This window comes from Mycolicibacterium flavescens (genome assembly GCF_001722335.1).
Taxonomy (GTDB): domain Bacteria; phylum Actinomycetota; class Actinomycetes; order Mycobacteriales; family Mycobacteriaceae; genus Mycobacterium; species Mycobacterium flavescens.
Map to the genome: position 1 here is coordinate 171,658 of NZ_MIHA01000002.1, position 21,127 is coordinate 192,784.

The window sequence follows — 21,127 nt, forward strand, 5'->3', positions numbered from 1 at the left end:
TCGCCATGGAATTGGCCCTGCAGATCACCCTGGTCGTGACCAGCCTCCTGGTCGTGCTCCTGGTGCTGCTGCATCGCGCCAAGGGCGGTGGTTTGTCCACGCTGTTCGGTGGTGGTGTGCAGTCCAGCCTGTCGGGCTCGACGGTGGTCGAGAAGAACCTCGACCGGTTGACGCTGTTCGTCACCGGTATCTGGCTGGTGTCGATCGTCGGCGTCGCGCTGCTGATCAAGTACAGCTGACCTCACACCCGCCTCACCGTGCGGCCCCCTACCGGGCCGTCGATACTTGACCCATGGCTGAAGTCGCGGACCTCGAACCGATCGGCGCGGTCATGCGCACCCGCGTGGGCCGCGAGGCCACCGAGCCGATGCGCGAAGACATCCGGCTGCTCGGGGCGATCCTCGGCGACACCGTGCGCGACCAGAACGGCGAGCAGGTGTTCGACCTCGTCGAACGTGCCCGCGTGGAGTCCTTCCGGGTGCGCCGCTCGGAGATCGACCGCACCGAGCTGGCCGGCATGTTCGACGGGATCGACGTGCGTCAGGCCATCCCGGTCATCCGCGCGTTCACCCATTTCGCGTTGCTGGCCAACGTCGCCGAGGACATCCACCGGGAGCGCCGCCGCGCGGTGCACATCGAGGCCGGTGAACCGCCGCAACCGAGCAGCCTGGCCGCGACCTACGCCAAACTCGACTCCGCGCAACTGGATTCGACCACCGTCGCCGAAGCGCTCGCCGGGGCGCTGGTGTCGCCGGTGATCACCGCGCACCCGACGGAGACGCGGCGCCGCACCGTGTTCGACACCCAGCACCGCATCACCGCGTTGATGCGGCTGCGCATGCACGGTCACAGCCACACCGAAGACGGCCGCGACATCGAACACGAGCTGCGCCGCCACATCCTCACGCTGTGGCAGACGGCGCTGATCCGGTTGTCGCGGTTGAAAATCCAGGACGAGATCGAGACCGGCCTGCGGTACTACCGGGCGGCGTTCTTCGACGTCATCCCCGCGGTGAACGCCGGTGTGCGCGCCGAACTGAACACCAGGTGGCCCGACGCCGATCTGCTGGCCGAGCCGATCGTGCGGCCCGGCTCGTGGATCGGCGGTGACCGCGACGGCAACCCCAACGTCACCGCCGAGGTGGTGCGATTGGCCACCGGCAGCGCCGCCTACACCGCGCTGGAGCACTACTTCACCGAGATCACCGCGCTCGAAGAGGAGCTGTCGATGTCGGCGCGGCTGGTCCGCATCAGCGACGAGCTCGCGGCCCTGGCCGACGAACGCCACGAGCCGGCCCGCGCCGACGAGCCGTACCGGCGCGCGCTGCGGGTGATCCACGCGCGGCTGACCGCGACCGCGCAGCAGATCCTCGACCGGTTGCCCGAGCACGTGCTCGACCTCGGCCTGGAGCGCTACGACACGCCCGCCGACCTGTTGGCCGACCTCGATGTGGTCTACGGGTCGCTGAAGGCCAACGGCAGCGCCGTGCTGGCCGACGACCGGTTGGCCCGGCTACGGGAAGCGGTGCGGGCCTTCGGGTTTCATCTGTCCGGTCTGGACATGCGGCAGAACTCCGACGTGCACGAGGAGGTGGTGGCCGAACTGCTGGCCTGGGCCGGCGTGCACGCCGACTACCCCTCGCTGGACGAGGCCGAGCGGGTGCAGCTGCTGGCGCGGGAGCTGGCGACCCGGCGGCCGCTGGTCCGCGACGGCGCCGAGTTGTCGGAGTTGGCGCGCAGGGAACTCGACATCGTGGCGGCCGCGGCCCGCGCGGTGCGGGTGTTCGGTCCTGCGGCGGTGCCCAACTACATCATCTCGATGTGCGGTTCGGTGTCGGACATGTTGGAGGCGGCGATCCTGCTCAAGGAGGTGGGCCTGCTCGATGTGTCCGAGTCGCAGCACTACGCCCCGGTTGGGATCGTGCCGCTGTTCGAGACCATCGACGATCTGCAGCGCGGCGCGTCGATCCTGGAGAGCGCGCTGGACCTGCCGGTGTACCGGCGCATCGTCACCGCGCGTGGCGAGAGCCAGGAGGTGATGCTGGGCTACTCCGACTCGAACAAGGACGGCGGTTACCTCGCGGCGAACTGGGCGCTGTACCGCGCCGAGCTGGATCTGGTGGAGACCGCGCGCAAGACCGGAATCCGGTTGCGGCTCTTCCACGGTCGCGGCGGAACCGTCGGCCGCGGTGGCGGGCCCAGCTACGACGCGATCCTTGCGCAGCCGCCCGGCGCGGTGAACGGCTCGCTGCGGATCACCGAGCAGGGCGAGGTGATCGCGGCCAAGTACGCCGAACCGCAGATCGCGCACCGCAACCTGGAGACCCTGGTGGCCGCCACGCTGGAGGCCACGCTGCTCGACGTCGAAGGGCTCGGGGACGAGGCGGGCCCGGCGTACCAGGTGCTCGACGACCTGGCCGCCCGGGCGCAGCGGGCCTATGCCGAATTGGTGCACGAGACACCGGGATTCGTAGAGTATTTCAAGGCGTCCACGCCGGTCAGCGAGATCGGTGCGCTCAATATCGGCAGCAGGCCGACGTCGCGCAAGCCGACGACGTCGATCAGCGATCTGCGGGCGATCCCGTGGGTGCTGGCGTGGAGCCAGTCACGGGTGATGCTGCCCGGTTGGTACGGCACCGGAACGGCTTTCGAGGAGTGGATCGCCGACGGGCAGGGGGAGGACCGGGTCGAGGTGCTGCGCGACCTGTACCGGCGCTGGCCGTTCTTCCGGACCGTGCTGTCGAATATGGCGCAGGTGCTGGCGAAGTCGGACCTGGGCCTGGCCGCGCGGTATTCGGAACTGGTCGACGACGAGCAGTTGCGGCGGCGGGTGTTCGACAAGATCGTCGACGAACACGCGCGCACCCTGCGCATGCACCAATCGATCACCGGACAGGACGATCTGCTGGCCGACAACCCCGCGCTGGCCCGGTCGGTGTTCAACCGCTTCCCGTATCTGGAGCCGCTGAACCACCTGCAGGTGGAGTTGTTGCGGCGCTACCGCTCCGGTGACGACGACGAGCTCGTGCAGCGCGGCATCCTGCTCACCATGAGCGGGTTGGCCACCGCGCTGCGCAACAGCGGGTAACCCGGCCGGTCATTGACACCTCCGACGTGAGGTGTCACAGTCATACCGTCTTAACTGAAAACATAATTTTCATTTAAGCTCGGTCCGACGGTTGGAGTGCCTGTGAGCGACGCGAACCCGATGGCGTGGCTGCCGTTCTCCATCGCGCAGGCGGCGCTGGCCGGGCAGGGCGGCGCAGACGAGCTGGCCCCGGCGTGGGCACACCTCCTGGACCGGTTGAAAGCCGCGGGCACGCTCGTCGCCTCGGCCGACGGCAACCGCAACAGCGTCGACTACGCGTCCGGGATGAGGCACCTGCTGGTGCTGTTGGCCGTCGGTGTCGACGAGGCGCTGCGGGCCGATCCCGATCCGGTGCTGGCGGTGACCCGCACCAGCACCGACGACATCCTGAGCTGGGGCATGGAGTGTCCGGACTGTCTGTATCTGCGGGCCACGCTGCGCAAAGGCGAGACGTACCGGCTCTTCGGCAACCGGGGCACCGCGCGGTACGTCGGACTCCAGACCATGGACGGCATCACCGCCACCTCCAACTGCCTGGTGGACGACCTGAAGCCGGACGCGGACGGGAACTTCGAGGTGGCGCTGTCCGCCGATGAGCAAGAGGGCAACTGGATGCGCGTCGAGGGGGAGCATCCGACCTTGGTCGTCAGGCACTTCTTCTACGACTGGGATACCGAGAAGCCGTCCTCGCTGCAGATCGAGCGGATCGGCGACGCCGCTGAACCGCCCGACCGTTGGCCGGCAGGCGGGTCGAGCGTCGCGCGCCAGATCGAGGCGCTGGGGGAGTTCGTCCACGACAACCTCAAGTTCTTCCTCGACTTCAACGCGGGTCCACCGGCCAACGGGTTCCTGCCGCCGATCGACCGCTCCGACATGGGCGCAGCGGCGGAGAACCGTCCGGTCATCGGGCGCTACGAACTCGAGCCCGACGAGGCCCTGATCCTGGAGGTCGAGCCGCCCCGCGGGGTGTACTGGAGCTATTCGGTGGGCAACGCGTGGTGGGAGACCATCCACTACGGGCGCCATCAGTCCAGCCTCAACGCCCACCAGGCGACGATCGACTCCGACGGGATCCTGCGGGTGGTGGTCAGCGCAAGCGATCCCGGCGTCGCGAACTGGCTCGACACGGCCGGGCACAGCAACGGGGCGATGATCTTGCGATGTGTGCGCACCGAGACCGCCCCGACACCGAGCGCCCGGGTGGTCAAGTTCGCCGATGTCATGTCGGAATTGCCCGCTGACACAACGACGGTCAGCGCCGAGCAGCGAGCGGCCACCCTGGCTGCGCGTCGTCGCGCGGTGCACCGGAGGTTTTCGGCATGACGTTCGTGGCCGATGAGCTGGAAGAGGGGGCACGCGCGGCCACCGGCCTCGACGACTTCGGGTCGCCCTACTACCGCGAGGGTCTGGAGCGCACCGTCGACGCGCTGAACACCGAAGCCGACCTCAACGAGATGGGCAACGTCATCCAGCACGCGACGATCAGCAACGCGCTCATCCAGCGGCTGCGGATCGTCGACACCTACCGGCAGCACCCCGAGATCGACGAGCAGGTCGTCGGGGGGCCGGTGTTCGTCATCGGGTTGCCGCGCACCGGGACCACCGCGCTCAGCCAGCTGGTCGCCAGCGACCCGCAGTTCCGGTCGCTGCGGATGTGGGAGTCCCAGGCGTGCACGCCGCCACCGGAAGCGGCCTCGCAGCACGACGACCCGCGCATCGCCCAGGCGGCCGAGTCGATCGCGATGATGGACAGCATGTTTCCGCTCATGCGCACGATGATGAACTCGGAGCCGGAGGCGGCCACCGAGTGCCAGGATCTGATGGGTATGAGCTTTCGCACCTTCCACTTCGACGGGGTGGTGCGGGTGCCCGGATACGTCGCCTGGCTGCTGCGGTGCGACATGCGCGAGACCTACACCTTCCACCGGCAGGTGCTCAAACTCCTGCAGTGGCATTGCCCACCGACGTTGTGGCACCTGAAGACGCCGGTGCACATGTTCTCGCTCGACGCTCTGGTTGCGGCCTATCCGGACGCCAAATTCCTGTGGTGTCACCGTGATCCGGCCAAGGTGCTGGCCTCGGTGTGCAGCCTGATCCGGTACGTGCGCAGCTGGAGCAGCGATCACGACGACCCGCACGAACTCGGGGTCGAACAGCTCGACTGCTGGGTCGAGGCCATCCGGCGCGCCATGGACTTCCGCACACGCTTCGGAAGTGACCGGTTCACCGACGTCTCCTTCGCCGAGCTGAATGCCGATCCGATCGGCACGCTCGAAAGCAGCTACGACCGCCTGGGTCTGGCGTTCACCGACGAGGCGCGCCGACGGGTGCAGCAGTGGGCGGATGGGCACCGCCCCGGGTCGCGGGGCGAGCACACCTACGAACTCGCCGACAACGGCCTGACCCGCGAGCAGGTGCACGAAGCGTTCGCGGACTACCTCGCGAAGTACGACGCCACCGCCTGATGGACACGGTCGCGCGGCGCAGACGCAAGAAGACGGACCCCGATCCCGGGGTGCGCGATGCGCTGATTCAGGCCGCCGTCGAGATACTGCTGGACGAGGGGATCGGCGCGGTCAGCGTCGCCAGGGTGCTCGAACGGGCCGCGCTGAGCACCCGGGCGTTCTATCGGCATTTCGCGTCGAAGGACGCACTGGTGGCAGCGGTGTTCCTGGAGTTGGCGCGCACCGAGACCCGCAGGCTCAAGCGGAAGATGGCCGCGGCCGCGGATCCGGCCGAAGCGGTGATCGCGTGGATCGACGGGCGGCTGGACCTGGCGTTCGGCCAGGAGGTCAGGCCCGACCTGCGGCGGATGTCGCTTGAGGCGCAGACGCAGATGTCGACGACGCCCGAGCTGATCAGCGACGCTTACGCAGAAATCCTGAAGCCGCTCGTCGTACAACTCGAAAAAGGCAGGGCCGCCGGGATTTTCGCGGACGGCGACCCGGTTACCGACGCATTGTCGATACACGGCGCGATCTGGGCGAGCGTGGAGCGCCAATGGACCAGCGGAGACGGTGATCTGGACGAGGTGCGCGAACACATCATCCGCTTCTGCCTGCGCGGACTCGGCGTGACACACCCGAAGGAAAGGTGACTCGATGGACCTGGGACTGGCCGGCGCGGTGGCCGTCGTGACCGGCGGCAGCAAGGGTATGGGCCTGGCGATCGCAACGACACTCGCTGAGGAGGGTGCGCGGGTCGCGGTGATGGCCAGGGGTGCCGAGGCCCTTGAGGCGGCTGAGGCGAGGCTGCGCGAGGCGGGGGCGCCCGACGCCGTCGGGATCAGCGTCGACATGGCCGACCCCGCGTCGATCACCGCCGGCTTCGACACCGTGGCGCAACGGTGGGGCGAGATCAACAGCCTGGTACACACGGTTGGGCCGGGCGACGGGTACTTCGAGGATCTCGACGACGCGCAGTGGGAACAGGCTTTCACGCTGGGGACGATGTCGGGAGTCCGAGCGGTGCGGGCCGCGCTGCCACTGCTGCGGGCCGCGCAGTGGGGCAGGATCGTCACCCTCTCGGCCCACTCGATCCAGCGGCAGAACCCGCGCATCGTCGCATACACGGCGTCGAAGGCGGCGCTGAGCAGCGTCACCAAGAATCTGTCGAAAAGCCTTGCCAAGGACGGCATCCTGGTCAACTGCATCTGCCCCGGCACGATCGTGACTGCCAGCTTCACCGAGGTGCTCAAGGACATTCTGGCCGCCGACGGGCTCGACGCCACCGACCCCACCGACGTGATGACCTGGATCGACAACAACTTCCACCAGCCGTGCGATCTCGGGCGGGCCGGGCTGCCCGAGGAGATCGCCTCGATCACGGTCTATCTGGCGTCGAGGCGCAACGGCTATGTCACCGGCGCCACCGTCAACGTCGACGGCGGCTCGGATTTCGTCTGAGCTACAGGCCGGCGGAGCGGCGCACCTTGTTCACGGCTCCGCGCACCACCTGCTCGGTGGCGGCCAGTGGTGAGATCACCGACTCGCCGAGGCCGACGATGCGCTCGACGCGGCTCACCACACCCTCCATGCGGTCCACCACCGCGTTGAGCCGCGGGGCGAGCTCGTTGATCTGATTGATGGTTTCGTTGAACCGTTCGAGCGTGGCGTCGAGGGTGGCCGTCGAACTGTTCAGGTCTTCGAGCGTCTCGCTGAGACTCTCGAGGATGGTGTCGACCTGCTCGACCGTGACGTCGGCGTTGAGCGCCGCCTGTGCGAGCTTTCTGATCCGCTCGGGCCCGGTGCGCGCCGGCCGATCACTTTTGTCCACCATGGGGCCATTATGGCGGCCGCTGATCAGCCGTCGGCGTGGAACCGCCGGGCGCGCCGCAGCGTCTCACTTGATGTGGACCAGGAGCAGACCGCGCGGCGGCAGTGCCTGACCGACCCGCGCAGACGCAGGCCACCGTCGCCCAACCGGGGCCTCGACTACGACGCCGGGCTTCGTGACGGCCGGGCTGATGCTCGCAACGACACCGGGTGACGATGCCTCAGAAGGGTGGTGGTTCGTCGTCTCTGGCGAGTTGTTCTGCGAGGAGGAGTTGTTTGCGGTGGAGGCGTTCGGCGTTGTGTTGGCGTTCCAGGGCGATGCGGTAGGCCTTGTCTTGGGCTCTGGTGCGGCGGCGTTTGGGCATCATCGCCCCGCGATGGATGTTGTCGTCGGGGCCCTGGCTGGGCGGGTTCAGGTCGATGACGCCGGTGGGTTCGCCGAGCCGCTTGAAGAATTCGGCTCCGGCGGGGGTGGTCGTGTACGTGTGGCCGCTGGGGGCGCGCCAGATCACCGTGCCGTCGGGCAGTTGAAAATCACGCCAACCATCGGGGCCGGTCCAAAACGTCTTGAGCAGATGGTGAAAAACGCACAGCAGCTTGAGGTTCGACGGATGTGTGGGCCCCATCGGATGGGCGATGGTGTGGTCGATCTGACACTTGGCGGCGGGCACATCACAGCCGGGGAACCGACACGCGAGATCCCGGCAGCGGATGAAACGCGCCAACCCCGCCGAGGGCCGATACCCCGCCTGCGCGCACGGGGCGGGCAGCGCGACCGGTACGAGTTTGGCGGTGGTCAGCCGCTCGCGCAGCAGGGCGGCCGGGATCGCCCCGACTCCGGGCAGATACCCCGGATTACTGCTGCGGCCCTCGATGGTGGCTTGTTCGGCGATCACGTTGATCACCACCTGCGTCGAGGCCGGCAGCGCGGCGCTGTTGGGGCAATCGTGGGCCCCGCAGCCGCACTGCAGCCGCATCTGCCCCTGGGTCATGGCCATCATCGCATCGACGCGGCGCTGCTCGGGCGGGCGCGGATCATCGCGGCACACGGTGGCGGCGACCTCATCGACGCGGGTGTCAAAGCAGACGCCCTCTTCGAAGGTCAGCCGCGCCCACACCCCGACCATCCCTCCACCCATCGGCGCCACATGAACGTAGCGGTCATCACGGGCTGGTTTGGGTTCACGCACCCCGCTCGGGTCGAATTTTTCCACCCACATGTCGATGCGCTCGTCGAGCTTGGGCCCCGACAGTTTCATCCACTTGGTCGCATGGGTGGCAAACGCGGCATCCAGGCGGGCCAGCAGGTCTTTGTCGGTGACGTTGCGGCTGCGGTTGACCAGCGCGATCACCATCCGGTAGTCGATGTCCCCGCCGGCGAACACCGCGCCCACCTTGGGTAGCCGCTCCCGCAGATCGATCGCCAACTCCAACCGGCTGGCCGCCCGCCCACGGCTGATGTTCAACGCCGCCGACAGCTCGGCCACCACGTTGGCATGCCCGTCGATCGCCCAATTGATGCGCTCGTCTTCGTCCTCAGGAGCACGCCGGGCATAAAGCTCACCAACGGCAAGCAACTCCCGACCACAAGCCGCGTTCTGCGCACGCGACGCCGCAGCGATGCACTCCACCACCGCCGCGTCATCGGACCTATCGAACATACATTCGATACTACCCGCGCGGTCGGACAATCAGAGCTGGCTCGCGGCCGCCTCGTCAACCAGCCACACCGTCGCCTCGCGGCCGACGGCCCCCGCGGCCGGCCAGTCGTCGGCATCGGCGCCGCCGACGGCCGCGGCCACCGCCTCGGCTTTGCCCTCGCCCGAGACGACCAGCCACACCTGCCGTGAGCGGCGGACGGCCGGCAACGTCAGGGTGATCCGGCGCGGCGGCGGCTTGGGGGAGTCCTCGACGCCCACCACGAGACGCTCGGTCTCGCGCACGGCGGGGGTGTGCGGGAACAGCGAGTTGATGTGCCCCTCGCCGCCCATCCCCAACAGGTGGACGTCGAAGTCAGGAGCCAGCACCTGCTCGTATGCCGATGCCGCGGCCTGGATGTCGTCGCCGAACTCACCGTCGCTGGCGGCCATCGGGTGCACATTTCCCGTCGGGATGTCGACATGGTCCAGCAGTGCCTCGCGCGCCTGCTTGTGGTTGCGCTCGTCGTCGTCTTCGGGCACGAAACGGTCGTCGCCCCAATACAAGTGGACCTTCGACCAGTCGATGCGCTCGCCCTGTTCGGCCACCCGCCTGAGCAGACCGGTTCCGGTGCCACCGCCGGTCAGCACGATGTGGGCGACGCCGCGGCTGCCGACCGCGTCGAGGATCGCGGTCACCAGCCGGTCGCCGGCCGCGGCCACCAGCGCATCGGTGTCGGCGTACCGTTCGACGACCGCGCTCACAGGTACTCCACCTTGTCGAGGCCCAACAGCGCTTCGTGGTAGATCTCGTCAGGGTCGAGCCGACGCAGATCCTCGGCCAGACATTCCTTGGCTTCCCTGCGCGCCAGGGGGATCAGCGCCTCCGGCCGGCTGGTGCGGGTCAACGTCGCGGTGGTGCCGTCCTGCGGCCGTTTCAGCGTGATGGTCTCGCTGCCGCGGGTCAGTTCCACCTTCAACTCGCCGACCGCGCGCCGGACCGGCCCGCCGATCCGGTTCGCCAGCCAACCGGCCAGCACGTCGAGTGACGGCTCGTCGCGCAGCCCCGACACCAGCGCACCGTCGATGGGCTCGTGCGGCTCCTGGTCGACCGCGGCGGCGAGCAGAGCCCGCCAGTAGGTGATCCGCGCCCAGCACAAATCGGTGTCGCCCGCGGTGTAGCCGCCGAGCCGGCTCTTGATCGCCGCCAGCGGGTCCGAGCACTGCGTCGCATTGGTGATCCGACGGATTGCCAAGCGGCCCAATGGATCCTTGGCCGGCACCTCCGGTCCGCCCGCGGGCCACCACGCAACCACCGGGGTGTCCGGCAGCAGGAACGGCAGGACCACGGCACCGGCGTGGTCGGCCAGTTCACCGTGCAGGCGCAGCGCCACCACTTCACCGGCTCCCGCGTCACCGCCTACGCGCAACTGCGCGTCGAGCCGTGACTCGGCGGCACTCCGGTCGCCGGGCACGACCAGGATGACGCGGCAGGGATGTTCGCGGCTCGCGAAGTTCGCGGCCTCGATCGACTCTTCGAGGAGATCGTCGGAGTCCAGCGAGATCACCAGCGTCAGCACACGGCTCAGCGTGATCGCCCCGCCCTCCTCGCGCAGGTCGGTGATCTTCTTGTTGATGTCGTTGGTTGTCGTGCCCGGCAGATCGACAATCACGGCCGCCTCCATTCCCGGCCCATGCGGTGCAGCATCTCGTCGGCCGACGCCGGACCCCAGGTTCCGGACGCGTAGGCCTCCGGCTTTCCGCCGGCTGCCCAGTGGTCGAGCACGGGATCGAGTATCTCCCAAGACAATTCGACTTCACGGTTGACGGGGAACAGTGACGGCTCCCCGAGTAGCACGTCAAGGATCAGTCGCTCGTAGGCCTCGGGGGAGTCCTCGGCGAACGCCGACCCGTAGGAGAAGTCCATGTTCACGTCGCGTACCTCCATCGCGCTGCCGGGCACCTTCGACCCGAACCGGGTGGTGATGCCCTCGTCCGGCTGCACCCTGATCACCAACGCGTTCTGGCCGAGCTCCTCGGTCATCGTCTTGTCGAACGGTAGGTGCGGGGCCCGCTTGAAGATCAGCGCGATCTCGGTCACCCTGCGGCCCAGGCGCTTCCCGGTGCGCAGGAAGAACGGCACCCCGGCCCAGCGGCGGGTGTCGACCTCCAAAGTGATGGCCGCGTAGGTCTCGGTCGTGGAGTCCTGCGAGAAGCCCTCCTCCTCCAGCAGACCCACCACTTTCTCGCTGCCCTGCCAGCCGGCGGCGTACTGACCGCGGGCGGTGGTCTGGTCCAGCGGCTGCATCGGCCGCGTCGCCGAGAACACCTTGATCTTCTCGACCTGCAACTCTTTCGGCCCGAAGCTGACCGGTTCCTCCATCGCGGTCAGCGCGAGCAGCTGCAACAGATGGTTCTGGATGACGTCGCGGGCCGCGCCGACACCGTCGTAGTAGCCTGCGCGCCCGCCCAACCCGATGTCCTCGGCCATCGTGATCTGCACGCTGTCGACGTAGTTGTTGTTCCAGATCGGCTCGTACAACTCGTTGGCGAAGCGCAGGGCGAGAATGTTCTGCACCGTCTCCTTGCCGAGGTAGTGGTCGATGCGGAACACCGACTCCTCGGGGAACACGCTGTTGACCACCTCGTTGAGCTCCTGGGCACTCTGCAGGTCGTGGCCGAACGGCTTCTCGATGACCACCCGGCTCCAGCGGCCCTCCTGCGGGTTGGCCAGCCCGGACTTGTGCAGCTGTTCACAGACCAGCTGGAACGCCTTCGGCGGAATCGACAGGTAGAACGCGTGATTGCCGCCGGTGCCGCGTTCGGCGTCGAGCTTCTCCAACGTCTCGGCGAGCCGAGCGAATGCGGCTTCGTCGTCGAATGTGCCCTGCACGAACCGGAAACCCTCGGCCAGCCGGTCCCACACCTCCTGCCGGAAGGGGGTACGGGCGTGCTGTCGGACCGCGTCGTAGACCACCTGACCGAAATCCTGATCCGCCCAGTCCCGCCGGGCGAACCCGATCAACGAGAACGACGGGGGGAGCAGGCCGCGGTTGGCCAGGTCGTAGATCGCGGGCATCAACTTCTTGCGCGAGAGATCGCCGGTGACACCGAAGATCACAATTCCGCAGGGCCCCGCGATCCGGGGCATCCGCTTGTCACGTTTGTCGCGAAGCGGATTGACCCAATCCGTCATGGTCCCGGTTATCCCTTTTTCTCGTCGAGCTGACCCTGGGTCGCCTCGAGCAGCTCGAGCCAGGACTTCTCGAACTTCTCCACCCCTTCGTCCTCGAGGAGCCGGAACACGTCGGGCAGATCGATCCCGACGGCCGCGAGCTGGTCGAACACCGCCTGCGACTCGTCGGCCGTCCCGGTCACCGTGTCGCCGGTGATGACGCCGTGCTCGGCGACCGCCTCGATGGTCTTCTCCGGCATGGTGTTCACCGTGTTCGGCGCGACCAGTTCGGTGACGTAGAGGGTGTCGGAATACTCCGGGTTCTTCACCCCGGTCGACGCCCACAGCGGACGCTGCACCCGCGCGCCCGCGGCCTTGAGCGCCTCGAACCGCTGCCCGCCGACGAAGACCTCCTCGTAGGCGGCGTAGGCCAGTCGCGCGTTGGCGACACCGGCCTTGCCCCGCAGGTCCTTGGCCTCCTGCGACCCGATCTTCTCGAGGCGCTTGTCGATCTCGGTGTCCACCCGCGACACGAAGAACGAAGCGACCGAATGGATCTTGGACAGGTCGTGGCCCGCCTCCCTGGCTTTCTCCAGGCCCGCGAGGTAGGCGTCCATCACCATCCGGTGCCGCTCGACGGAGAAGATCAGCGTGACGTTGACCGAGATGCCCTCGGCGATCACCGCGGTGATCGCCGGCAGGCCGGCCATCGTGGCGGGGATCTTGATCAGCAGGTTGGGCCGGTCGACGATCTTCCACAGCTCGATCGCCTGCAGGATCGTCTTGTCGGTGTCGTGGGCGAGGCGCGGGTCGACCTCGATCGACACCCGGCCGTCCACGCCGTCGGACAGCTCGTACTGCTTGGCCAGCACATCGCAGGCGTTGCGCACATCGTCGGTGGTGACCGTGCGGATCGTGGCGTCCACGTCGGCGCCGCGTTCGGCGAGTTCCTTGACCTGGGCGTCGTAGGCGGTGCCCGCCGACAGCGCGGCCTGGAAGATCGACGGGTTGGTGGTCACCCCGACGACGCTTCTCGTGTCGATGAGCTCCTGCAGGTTGCCGGTCTGCAGCCGGTCGCGCGACAGATCGTCGAGCCACACCGACACACCCGCGTCGGACAATGCCGCGAGATTCGGATTCTGAGCCATAGCTGTGCCTTTCCTAGCGTTTCGACATCAGTTGTCTATCGATCGCTCCGCAGCGGCCACCACGGCCTCGGGCGTGAACCCGAACTCGCGGAACAATGTCTTGTCGTCGGCGGACTCCCCGTAGTGCTCGATCGAGATGATCTCGCCGGTGTCGCCGACGAGCTTGTACCAGCTCTGCGCCACCGCCGCCTCGACCGCGACGCGCGCCGAAACACTCGGCGGCAGCACCTTGTCGCGGTACTCCTTGGGCTGCGACTCGAACCACTCGACGCACGGCATCGACACCACGTAGGCGGTGATGTCCTTGTCCGCCAACTGTTTTCTGGCCTCGACGGCCAGTTGCAGTTCTGAACCAGTCGCAATGATGATCACGTCCGCGTCGTCGGCCGGATTACCGCCGCCGAGCACGTAACCGCCGCGGGCCACGCCGTCGGCATCGGTGCCCTCCAATACCGGGATGCCCTGTCGGGTCAGGATGAAACCCACCGGGCCGCTGCCGTTGCCGCGGGCGATGATGCTGCGCCAGGCGTACGCGGTCTCGTTCGGGTCACCCGGGCGGACCACGGACAGGTTCGGGATCGCGCGCAGCGCCGCGAGATGCTCGATCGGCTGGTGGGTGGGGCCGTCCTCGCCCAGGCCGATCGAGTCGTGGGTCCAGATGTAGATCGTGTCGATGTCCATCAGCGACGCGAGCCGCACCGCGGGCCGCATGTAGTCGGAGAACTGCAGGAACGTGCCCCCGAACGCGCGGGTCGGACCGTGCAGCACGATGCCGGACAGGATCGCGCCCATCGCGTGCTCGCGAACACCGAAGTGCAGCACCCGGCCGTACCAGTCGGCGGTGAAGTCGTCGGTCGAAATCGACGGCGGCCCAAACGATTTGACGCCCTTGATGGTGGTGTTGTTGCTGCCGGCGAGATCGGCTGAGCCACCCCACAACTCCGGCAGCTTCGGCGCCACGTCGTTGAGCACCTGACCGAACGCCGCGCGGGTGGCCAGCGGTTTGGATCCCGGCTCCCAGTGGGTCAGATCGGCGTCCCAGCCCTCCGGCAGCTCCTGGGCCAGCAGCCGGTCCAGCAGCGCCTTGCGGTCCGCTTCGCGCTCGGCCCACGCGTCGAAGGTGCTCTGCCACTTGTCGTGCGCCTCACGGCCGCGGTCCACCAGCTTGCGGGTGTGCTCGATGACCTCGGGGCGCACCTCGAAGGTCTTGTCCGGGTCGAAGCCGAGAATTTTCTTGACCGCGGAAACCTCTTCTTCGCCGAGCGCCGAGCCGTGTATCCCGCCGGTGTTCATCTTGGTCGGCGCCGGATACCCGATGACCGTCCGCAGCGCGATGAACGACGGCTTGTCGGTGACCTTCTTGGCCTCGGCGATGGCCTGCTCGATGCCGACGACGTTCTCGCCGCCCTCGATCTCCTGCACGTGCCAGCCGTAGGCCCGGTAGCGGGCGGCGACGTCCTCGGACAGTGCGATGTTGGTGTCGTGCTCGATCGAGATCTGGTTCTTGTCGTAGAACACGATCAGGTTGCCGAGCTGCTGGGTGCCCGCCAGCGACGACGCCTCGCTGGTGATGCCCTCTTCGATGTCGCCGTCGGAGGCGATCACATAGATGTAGTGGTCGAACGGGCTCTCGCCCCACGGGGTGTCCGGGTCGAACAGGCCCCGCTCGTAGCGCGAGGCCATCGCCATGCCGACCGCCGATGCCAGGCCCTGACCCAGCGGGCCGGTGGTGATCTCGACGCCGTCGGTGTGCCGGAACTCCGGATGACCCGGCGTCTTGGACTTGAACGTGCGCAGCGCCTCGATGTCGGACAGCTCCAGCCCGAAGCCGCCGAGATAGAGCTGGATGTAGAGGGTGAGGCTGGAGTGCCCGGCGGACAGCACGAAGCGGTCCCGGCCCAGCCAGTGCACGTCGCTGGGATCGTGGCGCATCTGGCGCTGGAACAGCGTGTAGGCCAGCGGCGCCAGGCTCATCGCGGTCCCCGGGTGGCCGTTGCCGACTTTCTGTACCGCGTCTGCGGCCAGCACCCGGATGGTGTCCACGGCCAACGTGTCCACATCGGTCCAGTCGTCCGGGTGGTTCGGACGGGTCAGCGCGGAAATCTCTTCGGACGTGGTCACAGGCGCACTCCAGGTCGGCGTTGAGCGTGGTCGGCTTCGAGCTCTTCTCGCTGCTCGTTTAAAACACCCTAGTGCGGGATGGTCATCCGCTGCAGGCCTGCCGGGGGAGGATTAGGCCGCCGTTGTCGTGCGGTCTACCATCGTCTGTAGTAGAAGCTGTTCGACAGGAGTAACTGCGTTGAGCGTTCGCGAAGGCCGCCTGGTCGACGGGTCGTCGATCCGGGTTCGCGACCGGCTCCTGGGCTACCTGTCGTTGACCAAGCCCCGAGTCATCGAGCTGCTTCTGGTCACCACCATCCCGGCCATGCTGCTCGCCGACCGCGGCAACGTCGACCCGCTGCTGATCTTCAACACCCTGGTCGGCGGGATGCTCGCCGCGGCGGGCGCCAACGCGCTGAACTGCGTGGCCGACGCCGACATCGACAAGGTGATGAAGCGGACCGAGCGCAGGCCGCTGGCGCGGGCCACCGTGCCGCGCAGCCACGCGCTGGTGTTCGGGCTGGCGCTCTCGGTCGGCTCGTTCTTCTGGCTGTGGTGGACCACCAACATGCTCTCCGCGCACCTGGCGGGCGCGACCATCGCGTTCTACGTGCTCGTGTACACGCTGGTGCTCAAGCGCCGGACATCGCAGAACGTGGTGTGGGGCGGCGCGGCCGGCTGTATGCCGGTGATGATCGGCTGGTCCGCCGTCACCGGAACCATCGCGTGGCCCGCGCTGGCGATGTTCGCGATCATCTTCTTCTGGACGCCGCCGCATACCTGGGCGCTGGCCATGCGCTACAAGGAGGACTACCGCGCGGCGGGCGTGCCGATGCTGCCCGCGGTGGCCACCGAGCGCGAAGTCACCAGGCAGATCGTGATCTACACCTGGCTGACCGTGGCCGCCACGCTGGCGCTGGTGCCGGTCACCGGCTGGCTGTACACCTCGGTCGCCGTGCTCGCCGGCGGCTGGTTCCTGGTGATGGCGCATCAGCTCTACCGGGGCGTGCGCCGCGGTGAACCGGTCAAACCGTTGCGGCTGTTCCTGCAGTCGAACAACTACCTCGCGGTGGTTTTCTGCGCTCTCGCGATCGACTCGGTTCTCGCGCTTCCGACTTTGCTCTGAGCAAGTTTCTCCGCACCCGGCACCTCCTGAGCTAAGGTGCTGCGAAGTTGCGCAAACAACTTCTAGCAGGGGGCGGAATGGTGTTGTGGTGGCGAGGGCTCGCGGTGGCAATGATGACCGCACTTCTGGTCGTTGGTTGCTCGTCCGGTGGTGACGAGAGTGAGCCGACGACACCGTCGCCCGCACCGAGCGCGGCCGGACCGGTTCTCAACGGGCTGTACAAGGTCGACTTCGACGTCGCCAAACGCACTCAGCTGGGCGCGCCGTCGCCGCGCACCGAGCCGATGAGCGCCCGCTGGGTGCTCGACTCGCACTGCGCCGCCGACAACGTGTGCGTGGCCACCGGCACCCGGATCAAACCCGACGGGTCGCCGACCAACATCCAGGGCACGCTCGACCTGATCGACGGCAACTGGGTGATGGTCATCGCCGAGGACAGCAAGTGCCGCGCCGGCGGGCAACCCGCCCGGGTGCTGGGCACCTGGGTGCTCACACCGCAACCCGACGACACGCTGAGCGGCACCTGGACCGAGATCACCACCGGGCCGGACTGCCCGTGGGTGGTGCAGATGCCGGTCACCGTCACCAAGCAGGGCGAGATCCCCGAGGGTGTCCAGCTCATCGACCCCGCCGCGGTCGAGGCCAGGAAGCCGTCGAAGGCGCAGGCGTTCGGCGGCACCTACACCCAGACCATCACGACGCAGCCGCCCGACGGCGCGCCCGGTGTGCTCACCGTCGAGGTCGCGACGTTCTGCGTGCGCAACACCGACGAGTGCGCGAGCACCCAGGCGACCGCGATCGACAACGATCCGCAGCTGACGCCGCTGACGTTCACCGGTGACCGGTGGACCTACCGGTGGGACCGCGGGGAGAAGTCCTGCGGACCCGGGATGCCCGACAAGGTGCGGTCGTTCGGCTTCGACGAGATCGTGTTCCCCGAGCCGTCGGAGAACCCGATCGTGACGCTGAGCGGCACCCGCCGCCTCGAGGCGGGTGAGCCGTGCCCGACGCAGCAGACCTTCGACCTGGAGTACGACCGGGCCGCCGCGCCGCCGCCGGCTCCCGCGCCGGCCCCGGGCGGCTGAGTCAGGGCACCAGCACGACCGACCCGACCGTCTTGCGGCCCTGCAGATCGGTGTGTGCCTGGGCGGCCTCGGCCAGCGGATAGCGGTGGCTGACCGTGATGTTCAGCGCACCCGACGCGATCGCATCCAGCAGTTCGCCTGCGCGCCAGGCGAACTCGTCGGCAGTGCGGGTGTAGTGCACCAATGTCGGGCGGGTCAGGAACAGTGAGCCGGCGGCGTTGAGGCGCTGCGGGTCGAACGGCGGCACCGGCCCGCTGGACGCGCCGAACAACGCGAGGGTGCCCCGCACCGCGAGGCTGGCCAGGCTGGCCTCGAAGGTGGCCGCGCCGACGCCGTCGTACACCGCGGCCACGCCGCCGTCGGTCATCTCCTTGATCGTGGCGCCGAACTCGGCGGGGTCCTGCGGATAGTCGAGCACCTTCACCGCGCCGGCCTGCCGGGACAGCTCGGCCTTCTCCGGCGTCGACACCGTGGTGATCACCCGCACCGCCATGCTGGTCGCCCACTGGGTGAGGATCAGCCCGACCCCACCGGCGCCGGCGTGCACGAGCACCGAGTCGCCCTGCTGCACCGGGTACAGCGATTTGATGAGATAGTGCGCGGTCATGCCCTTGAGCAGGCTCGCCGCGGCGGCCTCCGGTGTCACACCGTCCGGTACGTAGGCGACGAAATCGGCTGGAGCGACAGAATATTCGGCGTACGCGCCGTTGGCCTGCGCGGTGACCACACGGTCGCCGACCTTCAGCGCGGCCACGCCCTCGCCGACGGCGGCCACGGTGCCGCACACCTCGTTGCCGAGGATGAACGGCGTCTCCCGCGGGTACTGGCCCGAGCGGAAGTAGGTGTCGAGAAAGTTCACCCCGATCGCCTCGGCCTTGATGAGCACTTCGCCGGGCCCCGGCGTGGGCTGAGGCTTCTCGACGTAGCTCATGACTTCGGGTCCGCCGGTCTCGGCGATTTCGATGGCGTGCATGCTCACATCTTCCCAATATCCTGCAACCGTGAAACTTGCCCGCCCCGACGTGTTCCATCCGCGCATCGTGTTGGCCGGCTGCCCGGCGCTGCCCGACGGGGACGGCGACGACGCGGGGCTGGTGGCGGCCCTGGGCCGCCGCGGTCTGCACGCCCGCTGGCTGTCCTGGGACGACCCGGCGACGCTGGAGGCGGACCTGGTGATCCTGCGGGCGACGTGGGACTACATCGAGCGACGCGACGAGTTCCTGGCCTGGGCGCGGCGGGTCCGCCACCTGCTCAATCCGCTGCCCGCGGTGTCGTGGAACACCGATAAGCGGTATCTGGCCGACCTCGCCGCCGCGGGTGTGCCGACGATCGCCAGCCGGTTCTTCGCCCCGGGGCAGCAGGTGCGCCTGCCCGACAGCGGCGAGGTGGTGGTCAAACCGTCGGTCGGCATGGGTTCGGTCGACGCGCTGCGCTTCTCGGAGCACGACGACGCCCTCCGGCACGCGGCGAGGTTGCACGACGCCGGGCGCACCGTGGTGGTGCAGCCCTATGACGACCGGGTGGAAGACGGGGAGACCGCGCTGGTGTTCCTGGCCGGAACCCAGTCGCACGCGTTCACCAAGGGGCCGATCCTGCTTCGGCCCGGCAGGCCGCCGCAGTTCGACGAGTCGGGCATCTACGCCCGCGAGACCCTGTCGTCGGCCGAACCCGATTTCGAGCTGTGGGACGTCGGGCACGCAGCGCTGGCAGCCGCCGCCGACCACCTGGACCTGAGGCCCGCCGACCTGCTCTACGCGCGGGTGGACGTCATCGGCGGACCGTCGGATCCGCGGGTGCTCGAGGTCGAACTGGTCGAACCCTCGCTGGGGTGGGGGCAGCTCGATGACGCGACCCGCGACCGTCAGCAGCGCGAGTTCGCGCTCGCCGTGGAGTCAGCGCTCGACCGGTTCGGGCTGGGCCCGCTCTCGCATCGACGCCCATAGCGCGGCGGTGGCCGCGGTGCACAGTGCGGCGCCCGCGACGTGGATGGCGACCAGCGCCGCCGGCACCCCGGTGAAGAACTGCACGGTACCGACCAGTGCCTGGGCCACGACGAGAACGAGCAGCACGCCCAACCGGATGAGGACCGGGCGCGGAGCCCGCACCGCGAGCAGCCCGAACCCGAGGCCGACGAGCAGCGACAGATACGCCACCAGCAGCGACGAGTGCATGTGCACCAACGTGGTGATCTCGACCTCGAGGCGCGGAATCGTCCGGTCCACGCTCTTGTCGCCGGCGTGCGGGCCGGCGCCGGTCACCAGCGTGCCGGTCACCAGAACGGCCGCCAGCGCCACCGCGCTGAGCAGTGCCAGCCGGCGCAACGCCTTCGGGGCTCGCCGAACCGGAACACCGTCGTCCGGCTCGCCGATCTTGACGAACAACAGCACCGACAGCCAGACCATCGTCATCGAGGCGAGCAGGTGGATGGCGACGGTCCACCACAGCAGCCCGGTGAGCACGGTGATCCCGCCGATCACCGCCTGCACGACCGTCGACACCGGCATCAGCCACGCGTAGACCAGCACCTCGCGCCGACGGCGGGCCCGCAGCACCGCCAGCACCGCGGCCGCGGCGGTCAGCACGACCAGGAACGTGATCAGCCGGTTGCCGAACTCGACCACCTGGTGCACGACCGGGACCTCGGCGACCGGAACCGGGGTGAAGCTGCCGGGGAAACACTGCGGCCAGGTGGGACACCCGAGACCGGACGCGGTGACCCGCACGATCGACCCGGTGACCGAGATCCCGCCCTGGGTCAGGATGACGAGAAAGGCGATGACGCGCTGAGTTCGCAGGCTGGGGAGCGGCAGCAGATCGACCAGCCGCATGAAGGCGCGTCGCACGTACCGATGGTAGAGCAGCGCAACTACAACCCGTAGTAGCGGGTCAGCGCGGTGCGACGAACGGGACCAGCACCTCGTCGACCAACTGTACGACCAGCGCGTCGTCGATCGGGTCGCCGGAGACCAGCAGGCGGTGCCACAGCACGCTCTGCCCCAACTCGCGGGCGATCTCGACCGGGACGTCGGCGCGCACATCGCCGCGGTCGACGCCACGCGCCAGCAGCGCGGCCATCTCGGTCTTGCGCCAGCCGATGACGCCGGTGCGGAACGCCTCGGTCAGCGCCGGGTCGTGGGCGGCCGCGCCGATCGCCGCGCGGATCACCGCTGCCTGCGGGCCGGTGAACAGCGCCGCCCAACCGCGCAGCACGGCGAGCATGTCGCCGCGGTAGCTGCCGGTGTCCTCGTGCGGGATCGCGGCGGTCGCGATACCGAGCAGGGTGTCGCGCAGCAGCGCCGCGGCGTCCGGCCAACGGCGGTAGAGCACCGGCTTGCTGGTCTGCGCCGCCGCGGCGACCGCCTCCATCGTCACCCCGGCCGGGCCCTGTTCGGCGAGCAGAGCCACGGTCGCGGCGCGGATCGCCGCCTCCAGTTCCGCACCGCGCCGACGCGACATCCGACCTCCTAAAGGAAACGCTTGCGTACCTTACCGCA

20 protein-coding genes are annotated in these 21,127 nt (G+C 68.4%); 10 read left to right on the forward strand and 10 right to left on the reverse strand.

Annotated elements, in window-relative coordinates; all coding sequences use genetic code 11:
- Positions 1-5 precede the first annotated feature (5 nt).
- The 6 genes from secG (at position 6) to BHQ18_RS03325 (ending at position 6,993) form a co-directional block, all read left to right on the forward strand.
- Complete coding sequence (secG, locus tag BHQ18_RS03300) at positions 6-239, forward strand: preprotein translocase subunit SecG (RefSeq protein WP_066842301.1); 234 nt, start codon at positions 6-8, stop codon at positions 237-239.
- A gap of 53 nt (positions 240-292) precedes the next feature.
- Positions 293-3,088, forward strand: coding sequence for a phosphoenolpyruvate carboxylase (gene ppc, locus BHQ18_RS03305; RefSeq protein WP_069412146.1), 2,796 nt, complete (start codon positions 293-295; stop codon positions 3,086-3,088).
- Positions 3,089-3,190: 102 nt separating this feature from the next.
- Complete coding sequence (locus tag BHQ18_RS03310; protein ID WP_234794059.1) at positions 3,191-4,411, forward strand: DUF1214 domain-containing protein; 1,221 nt, start codon at positions 3,191-3,193, stop codon at positions 4,409-4,411.
- Positions 4,408-5,553, forward strand: coding sequence for a sulfotransferase family protein (locus BHQ18_RS03315; protein ID WP_069412147.1), 1,146 nt, complete (start codon positions 4,408-4,410; stop codon positions 5,551-5,553). Before BHQ18_RS03310 ends, BHQ18_RS03315 begins: the two co-directional genes overlap by 4 nt.
- Positions 5,554-5,603: 50 nt before the next feature.
- Complete coding sequence (locus tag BHQ18_RS03320; protein WP_308204743.1) at positions 5,604-6,185, forward strand: TetR/AcrR family transcriptional regulator; 582 nt, start codon at positions 5,604-5,606, stop codon at positions 6,183-6,185.
- Between the two features lie 4 nt (positions 6,186-6,189).
- Positions 6,190-6,993: an SDR family NAD(P)-dependent oxidoreductase gene (locus BHQ18_RS03325; RefSeq protein WP_069412149.1), complete on the forward strand. Its 804-nt coding sequence runs from the start codon at positions 6,190-6,192 to the stop codon at positions 6,991-6,993.
- Position 6,994: 1 nt separating this feature from the next.
- Here the strand turns inward: BHQ18_RS03325 and BHQ18_RS03330 are convergent, their stop codons facing one another.
- Positions 6,995-7,366: an ATPase gene (locus tag BHQ18_RS03330; RefSeq protein ID WP_069412150.1), complete on the reverse strand. Its 372-nt coding sequence runs from the start codon at positions 7,364-7,366 to the stop codon at positions 6,995-6,997.
- Between the two features lie 9 nt (positions 7,367-7,375).
- On the opposite strand from BHQ18_RS03330, the gene BHQ18_RS29820 reads away from it, so the two are divergent.
- Positions 7,376-7,576, forward strand: a complete 201-nt coding sequence (locus BHQ18_RS29820; RefSeq protein WP_131815646.1) for a hypothetical protein — start codon at positions 7,376-7,378, stop codon at positions 7,574-7,576.
- Positions 7,577-7,583: 7 nt separating this feature from the next.
- On the opposite strand, the gene BHQ18_RS03335 is transcribed toward BHQ18_RS29820, so the two are convergent.
- Genes BHQ18_RS03335 through tkt form a run of 6 tightly spaced genes read right to left on the reverse strand, consistent with a single transcriptional unit; the run spans position 7,584 to position 15,443 of the window.
- A complete protein-coding gene (locus BHQ18_RS03335) occupies positions 7,584-9,023 on the reverse strand; it encodes an HNH endonuclease signature motif containing protein (RefSeq protein ID WP_069412151.1) in 1,440 nt (479 codons plus the stop codon).
- A 30-nt stretch (positions 9,024-9,053) separates the two neighbouring features.
- Positions 9,054-9,764 (reverse strand): 6-phosphogluconolactonase, encoded by a 711-nt coding sequence (gene pgl, locus BHQ18_RS03340; RefSeq protein ID WP_069412152.1) that lies wholly within the window; start codon positions 9,762-9,764, stop codon positions 9,054-9,056.
- Positions 9,761-10,672 carry a glucose-6-phosphate dehydrogenase assembly protein OpcA gene (gene opcA / locus BHQ18_RS03345; protein WP_069412356.1) on the reverse strand — a complete coding sequence of 304 codons (912 nt, stop codon included), beginning with the start codon at positions 10,670-10,672 and terminating at the stop codon, positions 9,761-9,763. The genes pgl and opcA overlap by 4 nt, the downstream gene beginning before the upstream one ends.
- Positions 10,669-12,195 carry a glucose-6-phosphate dehydrogenase gene (gene zwf / locus BHQ18_RS03350; protein ID WP_069412153.1) on the reverse strand — a complete coding sequence of 509 codons (1,527 nt, stop codon included), beginning with the start codon at positions 12,193-12,195 and terminating at the stop codon, positions 10,669-10,671. Before zwf ends, opcA begins: the two co-directional genes overlap by 4 nt.
- A gap of 8 nt (positions 12,196-12,203) precedes the next feature.
- Positions 12,204-13,322 carry a transaldolase gene (gene tal / locus BHQ18_RS03355; RefSeq protein ID WP_069412154.1) on the reverse strand — a complete coding sequence of 373 codons (1,119 nt, stop codon included), beginning with the start codon at positions 13,320-13,322 and terminating at the stop codon, positions 12,204-12,206.
- Between the two features lie 27 nt (positions 13,323-13,349).
- Positions 13,350-15,443 (reverse strand): transketolase, encoded by a 2,094-nt coding sequence (gene tkt / locus BHQ18_RS03360; protein WP_069412155.1) that lies wholly within the window; start codon positions 15,441-15,443, stop codon positions 13,350-13,352.
- Between the two features lie 178 nt (positions 15,444-15,621).
- Here tkt and BHQ18_RS03365 point away from each other — a divergent pair, with 178 nt between their 5' ends.
- Together BHQ18_RS03365 and BHQ18_RS03370 are read left to right on the forward strand one after the other, a co-directional pair.
- Entirely contained in the window at positions 15,622-16,548 is a 927-nt protein-coding gene (locus tag BHQ18_RS03365) for a heme o synthase (RefSeq protein ID WP_069412156.1), read from the forward strand.
- Positions 16,549-16,661: 113 nt separating this feature from the next.
- Entirely contained in the window at positions 16,662-17,633 is a 972-nt protein-coding gene (locus BHQ18_RS03370) for an Rv2253/PknI dimerization domain-containing protein (protein ID WP_131815647.1), read from the forward strand.
- 1 nt (position 17,634) lies between these two features.
- Here the strand turns inward: BHQ18_RS03370 and BHQ18_RS03375 are convergent, their stop codons facing one another.
- On the reverse strand, positions 17,635-18,606 hold the full coding sequence (locus tag BHQ18_RS03375; protein WP_069412158.1) for a quinone oxidoreductase family protein: 972 nt from the start codon (positions 18,604-18,606) through the stop codon (positions 17,635-17,637).
- A gap of 28 nt (positions 18,607-18,634) precedes the next feature.
- Here BHQ18_RS03375 and BHQ18_RS03380 point away from each other — a divergent pair, with 28 nt between their 5' ends.
- Positions 18,635-19,576, forward strand: a complete 942-nt coding sequence (locus tag BHQ18_RS03380) for an ATP-grasp domain-containing protein (protein ID WP_069412159.1) — start codon at positions 18,635-18,637, stop codon at positions 19,574-19,576.
- Here the strand turns inward: BHQ18_RS03380 and BHQ18_RS03385 are convergent.
- Both BHQ18_RS03385 and BHQ18_RS03390 read right to left on the reverse strand, forming a co-directional pair.
- Positions 19,526-20,461 carry a COX15/CtaA family protein gene (locus BHQ18_RS03385; protein WP_069412160.1) on the reverse strand — a complete coding sequence of 312 codons (936 nt, stop codon included), beginning with the start codon at positions 20,459-20,461 and terminating at the stop codon, positions 19,526-19,528. The two genes, BHQ18_RS03380 and BHQ18_RS03385, sit on opposite strands and share 51 nt — an antisense overlap.
- Before the next feature lie 58 nt (positions 20,462-20,519).
- Positions 20,520-21,089, reverse strand: coding sequence for a TetR/AcrR family transcriptional regulator (locus tag BHQ18_RS03390; RefSeq protein ID WP_069412161.1), 570 nt, complete (start codon positions 21,087-21,089; stop codon positions 20,520-20,522).
- Positions 21,090-21,127 lie beyond the last annotated feature (38 nt).

Bases quoted from the DNA above. Each gene is read 5' to 3' on its own strand.
- BHQ18_RS03390 (WP_069412161.1), bottom strand. From the start codon at position 21,089: ATGTCGCGTCGGCGCGGTGCGGAACTGGAGGCGGCGATCCGCGCCGCG.
- BHQ18_RS03335 (WP_069412151.1), bottom strand. From the start codon at position 9,023: ATGTTCGATAGGTCCGATGACGCGGCGGTGGTGGAGTGCATCGCTGCG.
- BHQ18_RS03370 (WP_131815647.1), top strand. From the start codon at position 16,662: ATGACCGCACTTCTGGTCGTTGGTTGCTCGTCCGGTGGTGACGAGAGT.
- BHQ18_RS03325 (WP_069412149.1), top strand. From the start codon at position 6,190: ATGGACCTGGGACTGGCCGGCGCGGTGGCCGTCGTGACCGGCGGCAGC.
- tal (WP_069412154.1), bottom strand. From the start codon at position 13,322: ATGGCTCAGAATCCGAATCTCGCGGCATTGTCCGACGCGGGTGTGTCG.
- secG (WP_066842301.1), top strand. From the start codon at position 6: ATGGAATTGGCCCTGCAGATCACCCTGGTCGTGACCAGCCTCCTGGTC.
- BHQ18_RS03330 (WP_069412150.1), bottom strand. From the start codon at position 7,366: ATGGTGGACAAAAGTGATCGGCCGGCGCGCACCGGGCCCGAGCGGATC.
- BHQ18_RS03315 (WP_069412147.1), top strand. From the start codon at position 4,408: ATGACGTTCGTGGCCGATGAGCTGGAAGAGGGGGCACGCGCGGCCACC.
- BHQ18_RS29820 (WP_131815646.1), top strand. From the start codon at position 7,376: ATGGCGGCCGCTGATCAGCCGTCGGCGTGGAACCGCCGGGCGCGCCGC.
- BHQ18_RS03385 (WP_069412160.1), bottom strand. From the start codon at position 20,461: ATGCGGCTGGTCGATCTGCTGCCGCTCCCCAGCCTGCGAACTCAGCGC.
- BHQ18_RS03375 (WP_069412158.1), bottom strand. From the start codon at position 18,606: ATGCACGCCATCGAAATCGCCGAGACCGGCGGACCCGAAGTCATGAGC.
- ppc (WP_069412146.1), top strand. From the start codon at position 293: ATGGCTGAAGTCGCGGACCTCGAACCGATCGGCGCGGTCATGCGCACC.
- zwf (WP_069412153.1), bottom strand. From the start codon at position 12,195: ATGACGGATTGGGTCAATCCGCTTCGCGACAAACGTGACAAGCGGATG.